This window comes from Pseudomonas sp. MF6776, assembly GCF_016613125.1.
Taxonomy (GTDB): domain Bacteria; phylum Pseudomonadota; class Gammaproteobacteria; order Pseudomonadales; family Pseudomonadaceae; genus Aquipseudomonas; species Aquipseudomonas iridis.
The window spans coordinates 1-15,512 of sequence record NZ_JAENSQ010000058.1 but is presented as its reverse complement, the minus strand read 5'-3'; the positions used below and the strand labels follow the sequence as shown (position 1 = coordinate 15,512).

At 55.7% G+C, this 15,512-nt stretch carries 20 protein-coding genes; 9 read left to right on the top strand and 11 right to left on the bottom strand.

The window, feature by feature from the left end; genetic code table 11:
• Positions 1-105 precede the first annotated feature (105 nt).
• The 4 genes from JJD74_RS31205 to JJD74_RS29680 all read right to left on the bottom strand — a co-directional run bounded on the left by JJD74_RS31205 (position 106) and on the right by JJD74_RS29680 (position 2,753).
• Entirely contained in the window at positions 106-240 is a 135-nt protein-coding gene (locus JJD74_RS31205; protein ID WP_267910663.1) for a hypothetical protein, read from the bottom strand.
• A gap of 383 nt (positions 241-623) precedes the next feature.
• Positions 624-1,418, bottom strand: coding sequence for an Ig-like domain-containing protein (locus JJD74_RS29690; protein ID WP_200617941.1), 795 nt, complete (start codon positions 1,416-1,418; stop codon positions 624-626).
• 362 nt (positions 1,419-1,780) lie between these two features.
• Complete coding sequence (locus JJD74_RS29685) at positions 1,781-2,221, bottom strand: hypothetical protein (protein WP_200617939.1); 441 nt, start codon at positions 2,219-2,221, stop codon at positions 1,781-1,783.
• A 79-nt stretch (positions 2,222-2,300) separates the two neighbouring features.
• The gene (locus JJD74_RS29680; RefSeq protein ID WP_200617937.1) at positions 2,301-2,753 is read right to left on the bottom strand and encodes a hypothetical protein; all 453 of its coding nucleotides are present in this window, start codon (positions 2,751-2,753) and stop codon (positions 2,301-2,303) included.
• A 255-nt stretch (positions 2,754-3,008) separates the two neighbouring features.
• On the opposite strand from JJD74_RS29680, the gene JJD74_RS29675 reads away from it, so the two are divergent.
• From JJD74_RS29675 to JJD74_RS29655, 5 genes are all read left to right on the top strand, one after another.
• The gene (locus tag JJD74_RS29675) at positions 3,009-3,446 is read left to right on the top strand and encodes a hypothetical protein (protein WP_200617935.1); all 438 of its coding nucleotides are present in this window, start codon (positions 3,009-3,011) and stop codon (positions 3,444-3,446) included.
• A 62-nt stretch (positions 3,447-3,508) separates the two neighbouring features.
• Entirely contained in the window at positions 3,509-3,766 is a 258-nt protein-coding gene (locus JJD74_RS29670; RefSeq protein WP_200617933.1) for a hypothetical protein, read from the top strand.
• Positions 3,767-4,156: 390 nt separating this feature from the next.
• Positions 4,157-4,432, top strand: a complete 276-nt coding sequence (locus tag JJD74_RS29665) for a hypothetical protein (RefSeq protein ID WP_200617932.1) — start codon at positions 4,157-4,159, stop codon at positions 4,430-4,432.
• Positions 4,433-4,449: 17 nt separating this feature from the next.
• Positions 4,450-4,749 (top strand): hypothetical protein, encoded by a 300-nt coding sequence (locus JJD74_RS29660; protein WP_200617931.1) that lies wholly within the window; start codon positions 4,450-4,452, stop codon positions 4,747-4,749.
• A 36-nt stretch (positions 4,750-4,785) separates the two neighbouring features.
• Complete coding sequence (locus tag JJD74_RS29655; RefSeq protein ID WP_200617930.1) at positions 4,786-5,481, top strand: hypothetical protein; 696 nt, start codon at positions 4,786-4,788, stop codon at positions 5,479-5,481.
• Between the two features lie 58 nt (positions 5,482-5,539).
• On the opposite strand, the gene JJD74_RS29650 is transcribed toward JJD74_RS29655, so the two are convergent.
• The 7 genes from JJD74_RS29650 to JJD74_RS29620 form a co-directional block, all read right to left on the bottom strand.
• Positions 5,540-6,133 carry a GNAT family N-acetyltransferase gene (locus JJD74_RS29650; RefSeq protein WP_200617929.1) on the bottom strand — a complete coding sequence of 198 codons (594 nt, stop codon included), beginning with the start codon at positions 6,131-6,133 and terminating at the stop codon, positions 5,540-5,542.
• 144 nt (positions 6,134-6,277) lie between these two features.
• Complete coding sequence (locus JJD74_RS29645) at positions 6,278-6,571, bottom strand: hypothetical protein (protein ID WP_200617927.1); 294 nt, start codon at positions 6,569-6,571, stop codon at positions 6,278-6,280.
• A 67-nt stretch (positions 6,572-6,638) separates the two neighbouring features.
• Complete coding sequence (locus JJD74_RS29640; protein WP_200617926.1) at positions 6,639-6,938, bottom strand: hypothetical protein; 300 nt, start codon at positions 6,936-6,938, stop codon at positions 6,639-6,641.
• Between the two features lie 73 nt (positions 6,939-7,011).
• Positions 7,012-8,325, bottom strand: coding sequence for a type II toxin-antitoxin system HipA family toxin (locus JJD74_RS29635; protein WP_200617925.1), 1,314 nt, complete (start codon positions 8,323-8,325; stop codon positions 7,012-7,014).
• Positions 8,319-8,714: a helix-turn-helix domain-containing protein gene (locus tag JJD74_RS29630; protein WP_200617923.1), complete on the bottom strand. Its 396-nt coding sequence runs from the start codon at positions 8,712-8,714 to the stop codon at positions 8,319-8,321. Before JJD74_RS29630 ends, JJD74_RS29635 begins: the two co-directional genes overlap by 7 nt.
• 201 nt (positions 8,715-8,915) lie before the next feature.
• Positions 8,916-12,695 carry an anti-phage defense-associated sirtuin Dsr1 gene (gene dsr1, locus JJD74_RS29625; protein ID WP_200617922.1) on the bottom strand — a complete coding sequence of 1,260 codons (3,780 nt, stop codon included), beginning with the start codon at positions 12,693-12,695 and terminating at the stop codon, positions 8,916-8,918.
• A gap of 355 nt (positions 12,696-13,050) precedes the next feature.
• The gene (locus JJD74_RS29620) at positions 13,051-13,467 is read right to left on the bottom strand and encodes a hypothetical protein (protein WP_200617912.1); all 417 of its coding nucleotides are present in this window, start codon (positions 13,465-13,467) and stop codon (positions 13,051-13,053) included.
• A gap of 757 nt (positions 13,468-14,224) precedes the next feature.
• Between JJD74_RS29620 and JJD74_RS29615 the strand changes: the two genes are divergently transcribed.
• From JJD74_RS29615 to JJD74_RS31045, 4 genes are all read left to right on the top strand, one after another.
• Positions 14,225-14,404 carry a hypothetical protein gene (locus JJD74_RS29615; protein WP_200617910.1) on the top strand — a complete coding sequence of 60 codons (180 nt, stop codon included), beginning with the start codon at positions 14,225-14,227 and terminating at the stop codon, positions 14,402-14,404.
• A gap of 11 nt (positions 14,405-14,415) precedes the next feature.
• Positions 14,416-14,736, top strand: coding sequence for a hypothetical protein (locus JJD74_RS29610; protein ID WP_200617908.1), 321 nt, complete (start codon positions 14,416-14,418; stop codon positions 14,734-14,736).
• A 170-nt stretch (positions 14,737-14,906) separates the two neighbouring features.
• Complete coding sequence (locus tag JJD74_RS29605; protein ID WP_200617906.1) at positions 14,907-15,215, top strand: hypothetical protein; 309 nt, start codon at positions 14,907-14,909, stop codon at positions 15,213-15,215.
• A gap of 8 nt (positions 15,216-15,223) precedes the next feature.
• Positions 15,224-15,512, top strand: a 289-nt coding sequence (locus tag JJD74_RS31045) for a hypothetical protein (RefSeq protein ID WP_234451925.1), incomplete at its 3' end; no start/stop codon positions are given.

The following is a 15,512-nucleotide window of genomic DNA, read 5'->3' as shown; positions in this document are numbered from 1 at the left end:
AGTCAGCTGCCGGTAATGCGTAGTCATCTGCGCTTGAATCCTTCGGTGTGAGAGCCTGGATTCTACCGGTGGCTGGCTCTCTGCCTCTCGTTTCAAGCGTTGCGCTTATTCTATGAATTCAGGCAGTGTGACTGTGAGCTGCAAGCCATAGCCCTGATACATGAACACGCATGGGCTGATTTCGGCTGTCAGTTCAACGTCACCTTGGATAGCAGTGAATTTCTGAGTTCTGGAAAGCATGGTATAGCTCCTGAGAATACTCGCGGAGCTACCCCAAGCGGGATGGCATCCCGCGAGGGTTTTGGATGTGCTGCATTGCAGCTGGTGGCGGCAGTTGAACTGCCATTCATTCAGATCGAACACTCGATTTGAAAGAAACTTTTGGAGGGTGCCTGATGGCTGAGGGCGAGTATAACCTGGTGGTGATTGGCGGCAAGGGGGTGATTTAATCTCGCATAAATGGTCACTCCTCCCTCCTCGACTGGCACCCAAGGCCACTAACATACCGTTTCTGGCCTTGTCGTCATTGAGCGACTGTTGCGTGTAGCGCCTCGAAAAGCGGAATGGCCGTTTGTTTATGTAATAAAGCCCGCTGTCAGAATGTGACAGCGGGATGTCTGGCGCTATTGCTTGCTGACGACACCTTTGATCGTAACTGGTCGACTCTCCCGCGCTTCAATCTTCAGAGGCGTTCGGAGCACAGGGGCATCGTTGATCGGGTTAACTGTGACTTGCACCGTTGCCGGTAACGACCAGGCGCCCTGATTATCCTGGGCCCTATAGGTGAGGCTGGTGACCCCGTTCCAATCTTTAAAACCAGTAAACGTGAGCACGTTCCCGACAATACTCACACTTCCCTGAGTCGTTGGCGGCGCACTTACGATTTGAAAAACCGTCGGCGGCGGTGAGTCGATATCGGAACCACTCAGCTGCACGCTGCCGGAGGTATCTTCGTTCAAGGTAAGGGATTTTGCATTAGCCACGGGTGGGTCGTTAACGGGGTTTACGGTAATGAACGCCGTCGCGGCGTTAGATGGCGCTCCCTTTGAATCGATTGCCCTGTAAGTTACAGACGTGGAACCGCTCCAGTTCGCCGGAGGAGAATAATAAAGCACACTCCCAGATAACCACGCAGTTCCGACTGACGGCCCGCCGAGAATTTGGAAAGAGTGGTAATCACCTGCGTCAGGATCGTAGATAGGCAGCCCGACGGCACCAACAGTGTCCTCATTAGTTACCAGAGAAGCATTTCCCGCTGTCGGAGGTGTGTTTGTCACCCCAACAGAGACGATTACAACGTTTGAATAATCATCGATAGTGTTGCAGTTTTGACATAGTTGCCATCCAACAACCACTGCAAATTCGTACTCTCCTGGGACAGTAGGGCCACCGATGACGCTATCAGGAAATATCGTCACAGTAGCCGTCCTGGATGCCCCGCCACAGGAAACAAACCCGCCGATAGAACCATCAACAATAACGGTGGCGACAGTGAATAAGCCGGAGGAGCCTCTCGGACGCCATAATATGTTGGCGCCAATATTAGGGGTTCTCCCCATACCTGATGCAGTGCAAGCATTCCCAACACGACTCGGGAATGTAATGGTAGCGTTTATCTCGCTGTAACCCACAGGCACTTGGGATGGCATACTTATAGTCGTACCCGGTGTCTGAGGATAGAGAATACCGTCCCAGATGTACGCTCTCGCGCACAAACTTGTAAACGAAAAGGCCAACATAGTCAGTACACAGAGGGAATAGCGAATAAGTGAAGCCATGTTTATTGATCCACCCGGGTTAGAGCGCGATTATCTTTCAGAAAACCATGCATGTGGCAAGTTCTAGGAACTCCGCCAGGTTGAATAATCAAATCCGCATGTGACTTCCAGTTAATTAGTTGGAAATCTGTACCGACACAGTCCTTATCGGTAGATACAAAATCAACAGCCTGCCCCGCGATGTTGGATCCAAGCCCTTCCACCTTGCCATTTAACTGAACAACACCAAATTGGCCTACTGACGAATCGGCAACCTTCACGTAAATAGTTGCTTCGTAATCCACCATCCCAACTTTTTTTTTGAGAGCGATATACTGCCCTACCCCCTGACGTTCAAGATCAACATCCTCAACAGTGTCTATATGAAACAGGGAGTACGCAGTCACGCCTCCAACTACCAAAGCGAATATTACTAATGGCAAAGCCAATATATTGCGTGTCATAAAATCATCTCGTAACACCGGAAACTGCGCAGGTGCACTTGGTGGAAAGGTCTAGAGGTGAGAACAAGGCGGGCCGCCATCAACCCTCCTGTTCGTCCTCTTCCGATTCGTCTGTGATCCGCCTGGACCATGTGAGCGTGCCATCGCTACCGAATACGCACTCGTAGTTGGGGTCATTACGGTAGCCTTCGGCGATGGCCAATTTCATGGCCCTGTAGGTCTCGGGTGAACGGGGACGCTCGTTGATGGGGATCCCACCTTCATGTTGGTACAGGGAAACGATCTGGTCCCATTGCGCGATCAGCCCTTTCCAGTCAGGCCCATACGCGGCCATCTCGTGTACCCGCGGTGCCCATTCGGGTACCAAGTCCAGCAGGCGCAGACAGCGACCGAGATCTGAGCAATCGGACGGGGCGTAGCCCTCGCACGGTTCGCCAAGCATGTGGGCGCAAATCGATGTGCTCGATGCGCCGGTGTCATCTGACAGCAACCAGCTGATCACCCGTCGCTCTAGTGATTTCAATCCTGTCATCTTGCGTCTCTGGGAGGGGAGAGATTGAGTTCGCCGCACTCTGGTCGGGCACTTTCTCCTGACCATGTCGCCGGCCTGATAGAACAAGCGTCTCATGAGCCATAGGGAGGAGAGGGTCGAGTTCATCCCAGTTTTGGGTTCAGACACAGCGCCGAAGGGGACTGGCTCCCGTTACTATCCCGCCCTGGGCAAACTTGCATTTGCCCGGGATCGTGAGACCTTCGATTCAATGAGTTCCCCTACCAGGACCGTGACATGCAAGTTCTCACTGACGCAAAAGTCTCGACGTACTTCAGCTGGAACCGCGACGCTGATGATCGCTCGCAACTGACGCTCATCATCCAGGCGAATGGTGCGACCCTGGCCTACGAAGATTCTTTTCGCGAGAGCGCCTCCCTTGCCTTGAGCGCTGAAGAAGCTCAGGCCCTCGGCGCTGACCTTCTAAAGCTGGCGCCCACCAGCAATGGAGTTGTCTCCTATCAAGAGCGGGCCGGCGCATCGACAAATCGCGTTGACCCAGAGAGCGGTCTGATAATCCGGGTCGTTCACAACACTGATGGTGATCCATACCGCGAGGGGGTACGCCTGGAAATCAGCCGACCCGACTACACCGAGGTCCTCTGCATGGACGTCGACGCATATACTGCGCACCGCTTGGCGAACAGTCTTAGGGCATATTCCCTCACAACGTAACCCGCCCATGGCCTGCCCGGGTTAGACATTCCGATCCGTGCAGCCCTGATTAGGAAACCCAGATGAAATTTCGCGTCCTCTCTGTAGCGATCGACACCACCACCGCCCCGCTATCACTGGTCCCGCCCTTCTCGCTGGAAGCGCCGCGTGAAGAGGTAATCGACACCCTGTCAAATGAAGGTTTCACGCAATGCCAAACCCTTCGCGATGTTGAAGTTACCTACGAACGGTTCTGGAACTTTCTCAATGGCGACGATGCAGTGCATGACCCAAGACAGAAGGTGAAGGTCTTACTCGTCGAACGACTACCCAACGCGTAAGCAGTTATCTCGGAACGGCCAAGGTCCCCAACCAGCTACACCAACAAGAGAAAAGCCAATGATCATTAATGAATCGCTTGCGGACTCTATGATTCGTTCTACAGCCGCCATAGGCAGTCTTGCAGGTCGTATTCTCAAGGATCGACCAGCAGCTACCCGTGGTGGTTCTCCGAAATCTAAAGCATCTCGCAAGGCTGCCCGTCGTGCCCGACGCACAACACGACGCGGCTAGGAAAGGCTCGCACCAGGTTATCAAGCCCCACCTTAAACATGGGGCCGCGTGCGTAGAAGGCCGAGCATTTGGGGCCGCTTCGGGTATTGGATGAGTAGGCAATCTTGCCTATTCGCTTGTATAGGCAAGATTGCCTATTCAGATTAAGCGAGGGACGCGTGGACAATCGCACACGTTATCTACAACTGCTGAAAGACTACGGGATCACCCAGGCCAAAAGTGCTCAACTGATTGCAGCGGTTACTGGCCGCCCTTGCGCAGTGCGCACAGTCCGATCATGGGTTAACGACCCTGAAAAGCCTAGTTCAACACCGTGCCCGGATTGGGCCGTTGCCAAGCTCGAACAGGCAATTGAATACATGCAACGCGCGCTGGCGCGACGTGCAGAAAGCTTCGGGGAATTGACCGACCATGGCAATACCGTCGAGCAATAAGCAAAGCAGGACCGAAAATGAATCGTGAGCCACGGAGCTACATTACCGCCGAAGATCTACTGCCGGAGTTTGAACATTCCCCAGAACCGGAGGACGGCGCTCGTTATGTCGTCGCACGACACGGCCCGGACGGGATTATGACTATCTACACCCTTCGCCCGTATTATCGGAAGGCAAGCGATTCGTGGCTTTTTACTTCGGGCTCGCAAGCGCGCAGCGATGAGGATTATTGGCTGCCTGAAAGGCAGTTTGATGAGGCCATGACGAGGGCTGAAGAACGCAGCCAAGTGCGCCGACTGGGCATCTTCAAGGCTTAGGCTTTCCACTTAAGATTCACCGCTGAAGGATTTCAAATGCTGTACCTGCTCTTATGTTCCCTGGTGATGATCGTCGCCATGTCCAAAGTCCACAAAGTAGTGCTGCAGATGCTCGAGTTTATGAGCACACCGGAGGTTGCACGACCGAATCCGGTCGCGGCCTTGATCCCTATACTGGTGGCCACAGCCTATACCGCACCAGTAATGACCCTGTTCTTCGGAGTCTTTTACACCGGCGAGAATGTGCGGGTCGATGCCAGCAGTGGCCGCATGCAGATATACCTGCTCCTTTCCGGCGCTCTGGTAATCCTGGTCGCAGCGTTCATCGGAGCACGAAAGGCCTGGTCTGACAGAAAACTGGCCTTCTGGGCTTGCGGTCGTCTTGTCATTCTTCTCCTCGCGGGCACGGTCGGAGTGCTATCAGCCTACAAGCACCTGACGTTCTTCAGCTCCGATAATGACGGCATCGCCAACGTTGAGCTTTTGCGCGATGAGGCCGACCTCGGCGACATGAAAGCATGCTCAAGTGGGGTCGCCCTGGTGCGATTCAGAGACACTGGCCCCCTCGCCTACCGCTGCCCCACTAGCGTCCTCTTCAATCAGGATTCTCAGCAGCCCTTCACGCCATGGCCTGACTACGTCGAGGGCAGCAGTGAAGACCTTGCGGTCGCCGTGCGCGATATCAAAGCTGCCGTAGAACACGAGGCATCTCTTCAGCAGCTGGAGCGCTAGGCCCACACCTGAGCCGCCTCGACACCCATGACGACATTTCTCGCTTCTTCCACCAAGGTCAGATGACAAGAAGCTGCTTGATGTCGTCATCGTTCAACATGAAGACTGGCGCCGTGCCTTCGGCTCCCGGGCTCCCCATCAAAGCGAGATCTGCGTACATGTCCCTTGTGAGGGCAAAGCCTTGCTGCGCAGTCGGTGGCGTGAAGATCCCCTTGAACTCCAAGCCCGCACGCTCGTAGAACGGAACCAGATCATCGCTGCACAGCAAGCAAGTGCCTTGCGAATCGTCGAGTACACCCCCCAGCAACTGGCTGCCAATGCCATGTCCTCTGAAGGCCTTGAATACGAAGATTTTGTGCAAATACCGAGGCATGGCTGGATCTGGGTGCACGAAAAACATGGCATAGCCGTAAAGGCGACCGTCGTCATGACTGATTGCAATCTTTAGGTGGCCAGCGCGATAACACTCTTCAAGGATGCCAACGACATGGCGGATCGCCTGCAACGTCTGAGCTTCGGAGAAGCCCATGAAGTGCATGGCGAGCCCGGGTTGTCCTAATAAATCAGACAAAATCCCTTTCGCATCATTTTCAAATATCGACGGAAGGAAGCTCTCAACGATGTCATGGGGCACCGCCCACTGCTGTGTCATGGAAGTTCTCCGTGAGTTAAGAGGACCAAAAATGGGGCCGACCTACTGACAGCCCTCATGGCGCGCTTGGGCAACCAGCGAGGCTGTAGTGGGCTTGATTCTGACTTCACCGTGAAGGAGGTAAACCCGTTGCCCTGAGCTCGGTTATAAGATCCCGCGGGTGACAGACAGTCCAAGCTGGGTTGCTAGAAGCACGGCTACATCTTCGGACTCGGCACAGTCAATCCAATAGGCTGGGTCCTGGACGACCGCAATCGCAACCGGCGGCACGTCCGGTACTTCATCATGACGATAGAAGTAAACATCGACCCCTTGCCGAAGGTAATCAGCCATCGATGCACGATTTTCAGGGAAGCTGCGCATCACGTGATCGATCTGAGCCTTGCTCAGCCCACCCAGGTTTGCCTGGCGCGATACCCTCGTTTTCTGGTTCTTCATCGATGTTCCATTCCTTATTCGTTTTCGCGAAGCCACGCACTTACCCGTGAGGGGCGGCGCCGTCCAGTTAGGACGATTGGAAGAGCGCCAGCCACTGCTGGCACAATTCCGTCGCGGTATCGTTGCATATCAGTGGCCCGGCAAACGCCCCACGCACGTCATCTGCCAGCCATGCCTCAACCGGCTCGCGCAATTTCATCTCGAACTGCAGCAAGGTCAACAACGGGATTTCAGGATGGCAGCGCCATGTCAGCGCCTGGGCATATCGGAGACTGTCGATCGACGCCATCCGATCTGTCACATTTTCCTGTGCGGCAACAGCGAGGGCCTTGCGGGTCCGTTCAACCACCTCAATCTCAACTGCCATAGTGCCTCCGTTATTTTCCCCGTGTGGATCTGCGTTTTAGGTTTTCGGGAACGCCGGCTTTAATCTGCGTCATTCATCTGGATTTTATGTCCAGAAGCTGTGTTTTTTTGATCCCAGCAATCATTTCCTCGCGAACCCCGGCCTCCTCCGCGTACGCTGGCCACAACTTCATGGCCTCACGAACTTGTTCGATGACCGACTCTGGGTTGAATCGACCGATCTGCCTAGCGAGGATGCGCAAATCCTCCAGGGTGAAGCCTTCACGTTTGCCATTGATACTCATCTGATGGCTCGATACCCAATACGAGTCCGCTCGGTAGGACCAGGCCAAATCGTAGGCCGGTGAGAGGACCCATTCGCCGGTCTGGTCCATCGACGCGGAAAAGTTCTTCGTATGGTCATCGTTATTGCAGCCTAGGACATTGAAAAGAGCCCGACGGTAGAGCTCAATCGCATCGTCACGGGAGAGCTTCATGCGGCGCAGCACCTGAAACGCCTCCTCATAACTGAAGGCTCCCGGCTTGGTGAAATCAGCATGTGCCAACGCGCAGAGGGTTTGGACGTGGAATTTCTCGCCGTCATCGGTTCTGTCGAAGCGGCGCGTACAGAAGTGACCCCGGCCATTTTCCTCAATCAAGCGGCATTCGGTCATGTCGATACCGGCCGCTTTCGCTAACCGAGAATAGGCATACTCGATCCGACCGAAGCCAAGAGGATCACCCAAGCTGCTGGCGCCTTTCTCCACATCGAATTTCAACAGCCAGTGTGTGAAACCCTTTGGTGCAGGAACCTGACCAGATCGGATCTCACCCTGCTCATTCATGGCGATGACCGCTTTTGGCCTGGCGCCGCCCGCACTCGTACCAATCTGAAACAATCGGTGCATCGCGTCATCCTCGGCCGTCGTCGTCTCGTGATTGGCGAACTTCGCGGTGAAGCTCTCACGATCGGATAGAACGTCACCGGCAAGCGCCACCAGGGACTCGAGCTCAACAGGGACGCTGGCTCCCAAACCACCGTTGATTACCGGATCATACTCGAGGGCGCCCATTGCACGATGCCCCGTGTAGAGCAGGCGTTCGACCGGGCTAAAGGATGCTTTGTCCCGCCCTTCACGTGCCAGCCATGCGTCGATCAACGCATTACCAAAGTCATCTGGCAGGGAGTCAGACAAGCACGCCGGCAGCCCTTTGAAGACCTCAGGATTGAGACCGGGAAATGAGTAGATGGTGCCAGCGCTTAACGGCATCGTCAGCGGAGCGATCTCAAGCCCGGTGCTGATAAATTCTGGAAAGTACTCAAAGCTACCAAGCCTCTTTTCTTCATCCCAAACCAATGCCCCGACAGGCTGCCCCCAGAGGCTTACTCGTGCTGTGCTGGCTACCATTCGCTGCTGTCCTTACTAACTCGCTTGCTGTGAGTGACTGAAGGATGGCTTTTGCCCTCCCTCGCTGTGAGCTTTCCAGTTGAGTGCCGTCCCACACTACCTGTAGCGCGAACGCGCACAGCGCCTTTCATCTTGAGGACCTGGATAGGAGAAGCTGGGACCTCGGGAACGATCTGATTCACTTGATCGAGCATTCCTAGCGCCCGCATTACCGCGATGAGCGTCGTTAACTTTCCTTGACCGCGCTCCAACTGGACGATAGTTGGCTTGCTCACACCCACCTCTTCTGCAAGCTGGTCCTGCGTCTTATTCCGGTTTAAGCGTTGCTGCTGAAGTCGTGCCCCTAGCTCAACGGCAATTGCGTCGTCAGTCATGCCATGAATGTTCATAGAGGAAACCTTTCTTTACGTAAATACGAAAATCTCGCCTCAAGGAAAAGAAAGCTTAACCTTGTTTACACAAAGCTTACCCCCAACCAATCTATCCATCAAGGTAAAGAAATGTTTCCTTTATTTGTAATAATCAGCGATTAGATAAAGAAATCTTTCCCTTAATGATAAACAAACCCTGAACCTGCCCTTTCTCCGAGGTCATCCTCGGATGTGCACGCGTAAGTAAGTCACCAACTCCTGGTGCCGCGGGTCCGCCTCCAACGGTGGCGCAGCGGTTCGGATGGCTTCCAGACACTCGGATAGATTGGTTGGTGGCCACTGGGTTTGCTCACCAATCACCAGGCTCAAAAAATCCAAGGCCTGTTCTGGGAAAGTCCTGCAAAGGTCCGCTTTATGAAGCATGCGTACCGCGGTATCTGGATGCCCCAATGGCTGTAGCCAAGCACGAAGCATCTCCAAAGCCTCAGGGAATGCTCCGCCCGCCGCTACACACAATCGGGAGAGGGTCTCGGCAATCACCGGCGTCATAACATCCTGGCCTTTTGGCCAGAGGTTGTTGATAAAGGGGGCCACCCGGTTCGTCCAGTAGTCCGCACGTTGATCGCCCGCACCTTCCAGAGCATTAACCAACGCATTTGCCGCGTACCGCAATCCTTCTGGAGGGAGCGCGCGGACGGCGCCAGCAAGCTCGGAGGACGTGAATGTATCGCCCTGATCCAGTGCGGCATAGGTCAAGAGTGAGGCGTACTGCACACGATGTTTGCCCAAGGCTTCATAGTGACGAGCGGAATCCAGAAACGAGCCCTTCAGCACCTCCATCAGAGGACGGTATAGGCGGGGCGACCACAAAAAACCTTCCCATGCCGCGCGAGCTTCATGCTCAGAGGTCTGCCATTCAAAGTGAGGTAGCAGGTTTTCCGAGGCCCATTCAGAGTCAACCCGGAACAATGCAATAACATGGGCCGCGAGCAAGACCCGCCCATGCCGATATTTTTCAATGCCACCATCGCAGAGTTCCGTAAAAGTGGGCTTAAGCTCCACAGGCAACCCTTTCCCGTCCTCCAGTGACCGCCGATACCACCATTGGAGCAGCGCCTCGGTGACATGCCCAACGGGATGATTAATGGCTCGTCCAACGGGGTCATCCGTATCATTGCCGTCGCGGGTGTGCAGCTCCAGGACGCGATGCCCGAGCGTGAAGAATTCCTCCTCGTGCCCAACAAAGGTTTTAGCGACGGTCCTCAGCCAGTAGCTCACACCGTGCGTTACGGATGCCATGGCCTCATCCGGTGCGCCAGCCAATACGGGTGCCATATAACGCCAGGCGCGTGAGACGTGCTTGTCTTCTGACCATGCCTGCAGCGCCTCGCGCCAGCGGCTTGCCGGCCAACAATTCTCTTGTGCAAGAGCCCACAAGGCGCAGGCCGTAGTTGCAAAGTTGTCGCGGCAACGCTCCCTCCAGTCATCTTGCTGGAAGTAATCGGCGTCTGGATGCTGCTTTAACCACTGAATCAGTTCACGGCGTCGGCGGGGAGTGGCAGTGAATTTTCGCCAGTTATCGTCGCTTCCGCTCCAGAAAGGAAACTCATCGCTTTGATCTTCCGCCAAAGCCCACTCTGGGTATTGCCGGCTGAGCGCATCCAGCCGTTCCTGTCCCTCCGGGCTCAACGTGGCGCCGGCGCCGATGACCTTTGCCAGCCGTTGCCATACTTCCCGATCCAGGATACGTGCCAGCCGCTCGGGATCGGCGTCGGCATTGAACATCGAGCGCGGCGGACCGACAAGAATGGCGCGCTCAAGCTCCAGGACCACCTCAGGATCGCCTTTCTCCGACAGGGCAACGAGCAAGCGTGTGGATTCACGCTCAGTCTCCAACGACCAAAGCCACCAGTTGTCATCCGCTAATAGCCATTCCAGGGCCCGGCGACTACCTATGACATCACCTTTTGTTGCAGCAAAAAATGCCAGGCGCTTGAAAAGAGGATATTGGACGGTCCACCAGAGCTCCGCCTCGAGGGCCGCGCGGACTGGGTTAACCGCAGCCGTGGCCAGCCAGGCATCCCGCGCCAGGTCGATAAGCGCTGTCCAGTCGTTGTAGTCGTTGTTCTGTGGGTGCACATCGATCGACGGCTGCTGTGAGTACGAGTTGTCACGCCTGTCATCAGCGTCCCCCAGCTCCCTCATCAGGTCGAGCGCGTCTCGCAGCAGGCCTGTGAAATCGGCGAGAAGATCGGGCAGCGCTCCTTGCCAGCGTTCGATACTGGACAGGTCCTTCAGGTTGGAATGGACGTCATCCGCCACCAGGACGAGCTCCCATCCAACCAGATCCCTGAGTCGTTGTTGCTCTTGGTCTTCACCCTCCGCGGCGGAGGAACCGTAAGGCGCACGCAACGACACACGTGGCGACAGTAACTCCCTGAACTCAAGGCGTAGAGACGAAGTAAGCCCATCACGATTGAATCGGTTTCGCCAACGGTATAAATCGAGCGCCCGCGGACCGACTTTAACGCGGCCTCCGAGCAGCAGCCGCCAAAGGGTACGCATCAGAGGCCCGGGTACCCCATTGGGAGCACCCGTTCGAATTCGGGTCAGTTCGTCGGTTTTACCTTCGCGCTCGAGTGTGGCCAGTTGCTCTAAGCTGTGCTCGATACCCGAGGCAAAATTGACGTGCAAACGGCCGCCCCAATTGATGAGCCAAAGCAACAATGCAGGATCATCCAGGTGACGAGTCAGCCACCGCGCCAAATGCCCCATCACCGCATCCCACTGACCGCTGACGCCGTCGCTTTCTACCACGCTCATGAAGGGGGCCAACGTGTAAGGCAAGGGCCTACGCATCAAGCTGAAGGCGAGCTTGTTGTCCAGGCGGGCATTCGGAGGCACCCCATACCGGGCAAGGTCTATATGGCCGAAGCGAGTCTCACTCAACGGCGTTAGCCAATCCAACGAAGGCACCGGCTCTAGATCCGCAAAGCGCTTGGCAGGCAGGCCGTGACGGTCACTTAACGCCCAAAGCATGCGACCCACGAAATCGTCCTCCTTGGTACTTGCCAGAGGGCGAGCAATCGCGCTTTCAACGACGATGCGTTCCTTGCCACGCACACCGTCACGGTAGGTTTCCGCCCATGCCTGCAGGGTCTTGTGCAGGTACGTGTGACGACGGTGTTCCTTGTAGAGGATTGGTGTGACGTTCTTGGCCTCCCACTCGTTGGCGCGATCTTCCTCTTCGCCTCGGGAATAACTGCCGAACGCGAACATCTCCGGGGACGATTCGCCGAGCAGCCGGTCGGCAGCGAGAGCATCCATCATGTACCGAAGAACGGGGTCGGCGATGCTGTAACCCACGAAACAGACGGTGTAATTGCGGAACAGCTCGCTGACGAATCCCGCGGCCCATCGCTCAGTGAGGTACGCCAGGCCAAAATCACCGCTGGAAATCACCAGGCGATCCAGTTCACTTGCTGTGGGGTCCTCGCTCAGTAGGCCGTGCAGATACACCAACCCGTCCCAGCGCTTTTTTGGCACGGGTAACAGGGGGGCTTGGAAGGCGTGGACCGGAAAGGTCTCCGCAGGGGTCACCTCTTCGAACAAACGGTCGAAGTTTGTAGTGATCAATCGCGTGCGCCCATCGCGAGTCCTGCCCAGGTTCAACAGGGCCTTGTGGGTTGCGGTGGCCTTGGGCGAGCTCAGGTCTGGCGTGAGAATGCTCGCCATCGTCTGCCGAACTCTCGGGCGCCCAACTACAGCTTCTAGGAGTCCTACGGCGGTGTCGTATTGCTTGGACTTGATCGCCAGTTCCTGTACCGCACTCGCATTCGGCTCAAGGCGGCGATACAACTCCTCCACAAGGCCGCGGAACCCTGGCAAGCGTGCGGGGTAGGAGATACCTGCCCCACAGAAGAACACCACGCGCCCCTCCTCGTGCGCCTGCAGCAAACGTTCGGGAATGTAGGGGCCATTTTGGACGAATTGCGGCATTCAGCGGACCTCGGAAATCATCCGCACCCGGGCATCTGGCAGCAGCGGGTAGCCGGCTTCAGTGATGGCGGAGTGCGTGACCTTAAGGGGGACGAAATCGCCGGGCAGGCGGTCGATGGTGTTTCGGTGGGCCGCCAATACCAAGGGAGCTGCGCCTGTAGCTGGCTGTGTGATCAGTCCATCTCGCATTGGCTATCCCTGAGTACTATTCGGACGGCATAAACAGCGATCCAGTAGTCTTGCACAACCGTCAGGTGCATGTGCAGTTGGCGCCGGCGGTATTGGCAGCGCTCGACCGCTCAGGACTCAAAGTCCTGTCGAGGACGCTCGCGCTTGAGCAGCGCTGATCAGTCGATTAATTCTCCGATTCCAGGAAGATACGCCACATCCCATACTGCTGACCTTCCTTCCAACTGCCCTCCAGGCGGCGACCATCGGCTAGGTGCAGCGTCCCGCTCGCCTCAAACCCTTTACCGCGAATGAGGTAATGCCCTTCCCCCTCTGCTTCCCCGATGTACTCAACGAGCTCGCCGTCGTTCATGTATTTGACGATAAGCTGCTGTGGAGACATCTCGACGATGCACTCCGCTTGAAGATCTGCAGGTGCTTGAGGATAGAAGGTGTCCATCTGTGATTTTGCGAAGCGCTGGGTGCTCATCTGGCTGGCGTCCTGATTACTTTGGCTGGTCGTGCGCGCATCGAGGCGCGGATCAGGATAGTAGATGTGAGCTGCCGCCTCAGGCAAACACACAAGCTCAATGTGGACCAGCACAGGGAATCACCCCCCCCTTTTCTATCTCTTGCGCGCCACCAGGATTACCACCGACACGGTGGTACCGGCAAAAGCGTTCTGGGCCAAGATTACGAAGGGGTGCCGAGCGCGAAATATTTACCTGACACAGCCCATGTGCCTCGCCAGCATTGAGCAATGGATCAGTGTGCGTCTGCGGCGAGCATGGGGCGTCAGTTCCGAGATTAAGTATCGAGGTCTGCGCCCTGAATCCCGGTTAGTGATAACCCAAGGGCCAGGCAATCGAGTTGGCTTTCATGCGCCGCGAGCTGGAGAGTGGGCCGGAGGTTTATCGGGCCTGTGATGTTTCCAGCAGACGATCAGCCGGCTCTACCGCCAAGCGGGGATTAAGCTCGGCAGCTCTCACAGTGGACGGCGCTCACTGGCTGCTCGTGTATTGGCTGCAACCGGCGACGTGGTGACAGTGCAAATGATCCTGGGCCACCAAAGCTGGTTCACAGCAAGCCTTATCTGACGGTCGATCAGGAAACTCTGCGCCGGGCATACGAACTGGCTTTGACGTAGGTTTCGTACCGCTGAGGGGCGGGAATAAGGGGTTGCAAACTGCTGGAGTGTGGGAAAATACCGGTACTGAGTTGGGATTTCGACCATGGCCGTTATCCTGAGAAATATTATGCTGAAAGGCCTGATGACACGCTGATTTATGCCTGAACATGGCCTTGTGTTTCCGGCGACCCGTGAGACGCTGAACCCATAACGAGTACCGAGGAAATCGACCATGGCAGCCACAACCAAAATCATCCAACCGGGCGGGCTTAAAAAGCGTCTGATCGGCACCATCAAAGCCGCAGTTAAAAGTTCCTCAGTGGCCCACACCTGTGACTGGCTGGTCAGTGAGGGTTATGCCTCTGATGCCGTCCACGCTCGCGAGCTGGTCAACTCCGCTCTAAACGCATAGGAAATCGCCCAATGCAAACTGCTATCCACGCTCGAAACACCCTAAATGCCGCTGGCATCACTCTTTCGCTCGGCCACACGCTGTTGACCGACGATAGCGGACAGTTTGACCCGAGCGGTTCCGGATTCGTCGCTGTTCATACCGGTGGCGGCTGCATGGCGCTGCGCCGTGACTGTGGTGATTTTTACATTCTCATCACCTCTGAAGATGGGAGCGATGTACCCGATATGCAGGATTGGGATAGCAATCTCATCGGTATTTACCGCGAGTCTGATGATGAGGAAATTGCGTGTGTCGCCGCGATGGAATGGCAACAAGTACTCTCCGACTAACCAGACTGCCCCGGTTCGCCGGGGCTGTCGAAAGCCCTCTTTCTCAAGTCGGTTTTCAACAGTCACAGACACAATGGAAAAGTCTCTGCATTATTCATAATGCCCGCCCAGTTGCGGGCTTTAGCAGTACCAGGGCGCGGTTGTCGCGCTCGCATATTGGGAGTTGGATCATGTCAGCCGTGAGCCAGAAAAAACCTACGATACTGGAGTTGTTGCAGATTTTTGTGATCGCTTCCGCCCTCATCACCGCTGGCACCTATCTGTATACCTGGAGTCACGATCTGGCCCCGCAGCAGGAGCAAATCGTCAAGCTCATTGGTGCCGCCATACCCATACCATTTGGCTTGGCTGTGGCGTATATCTGGTGGGCTTTTCAAACCCCAATTACCGCAGCAGTGGGCAAATTCAGCTCAAGCCTTGTAGGCATCCAGCGCAAGGCTAAAGCCATTTTTTGCAACCTGATAAATCGGTTCAAATAAGGGCAATCATGTTCACAGATAAAGCTCATCGAGCAATAAAGTTCGGCGCAATCTACTCGGTTGGGTTTCTGGTCGTTATGGCTGCGCTGGTGATTATTTTCCTGCCGAGCCTTCAGCTTTCGAGGCTCGCAGTGGTTGGCCTGTTCTTCCTAAGCATTGCACTCGGTGGGATCGGCATTTTTCAAGGTAGTTGTCGCGTCAACCGTCTAACTATGCCGCCATTTTCTCGTTCTGTTGCTCTCGATCCGGGTTCAACAACACGGTGCCGATCGGTTCCCAGTTACGCGTCCGGCCTGA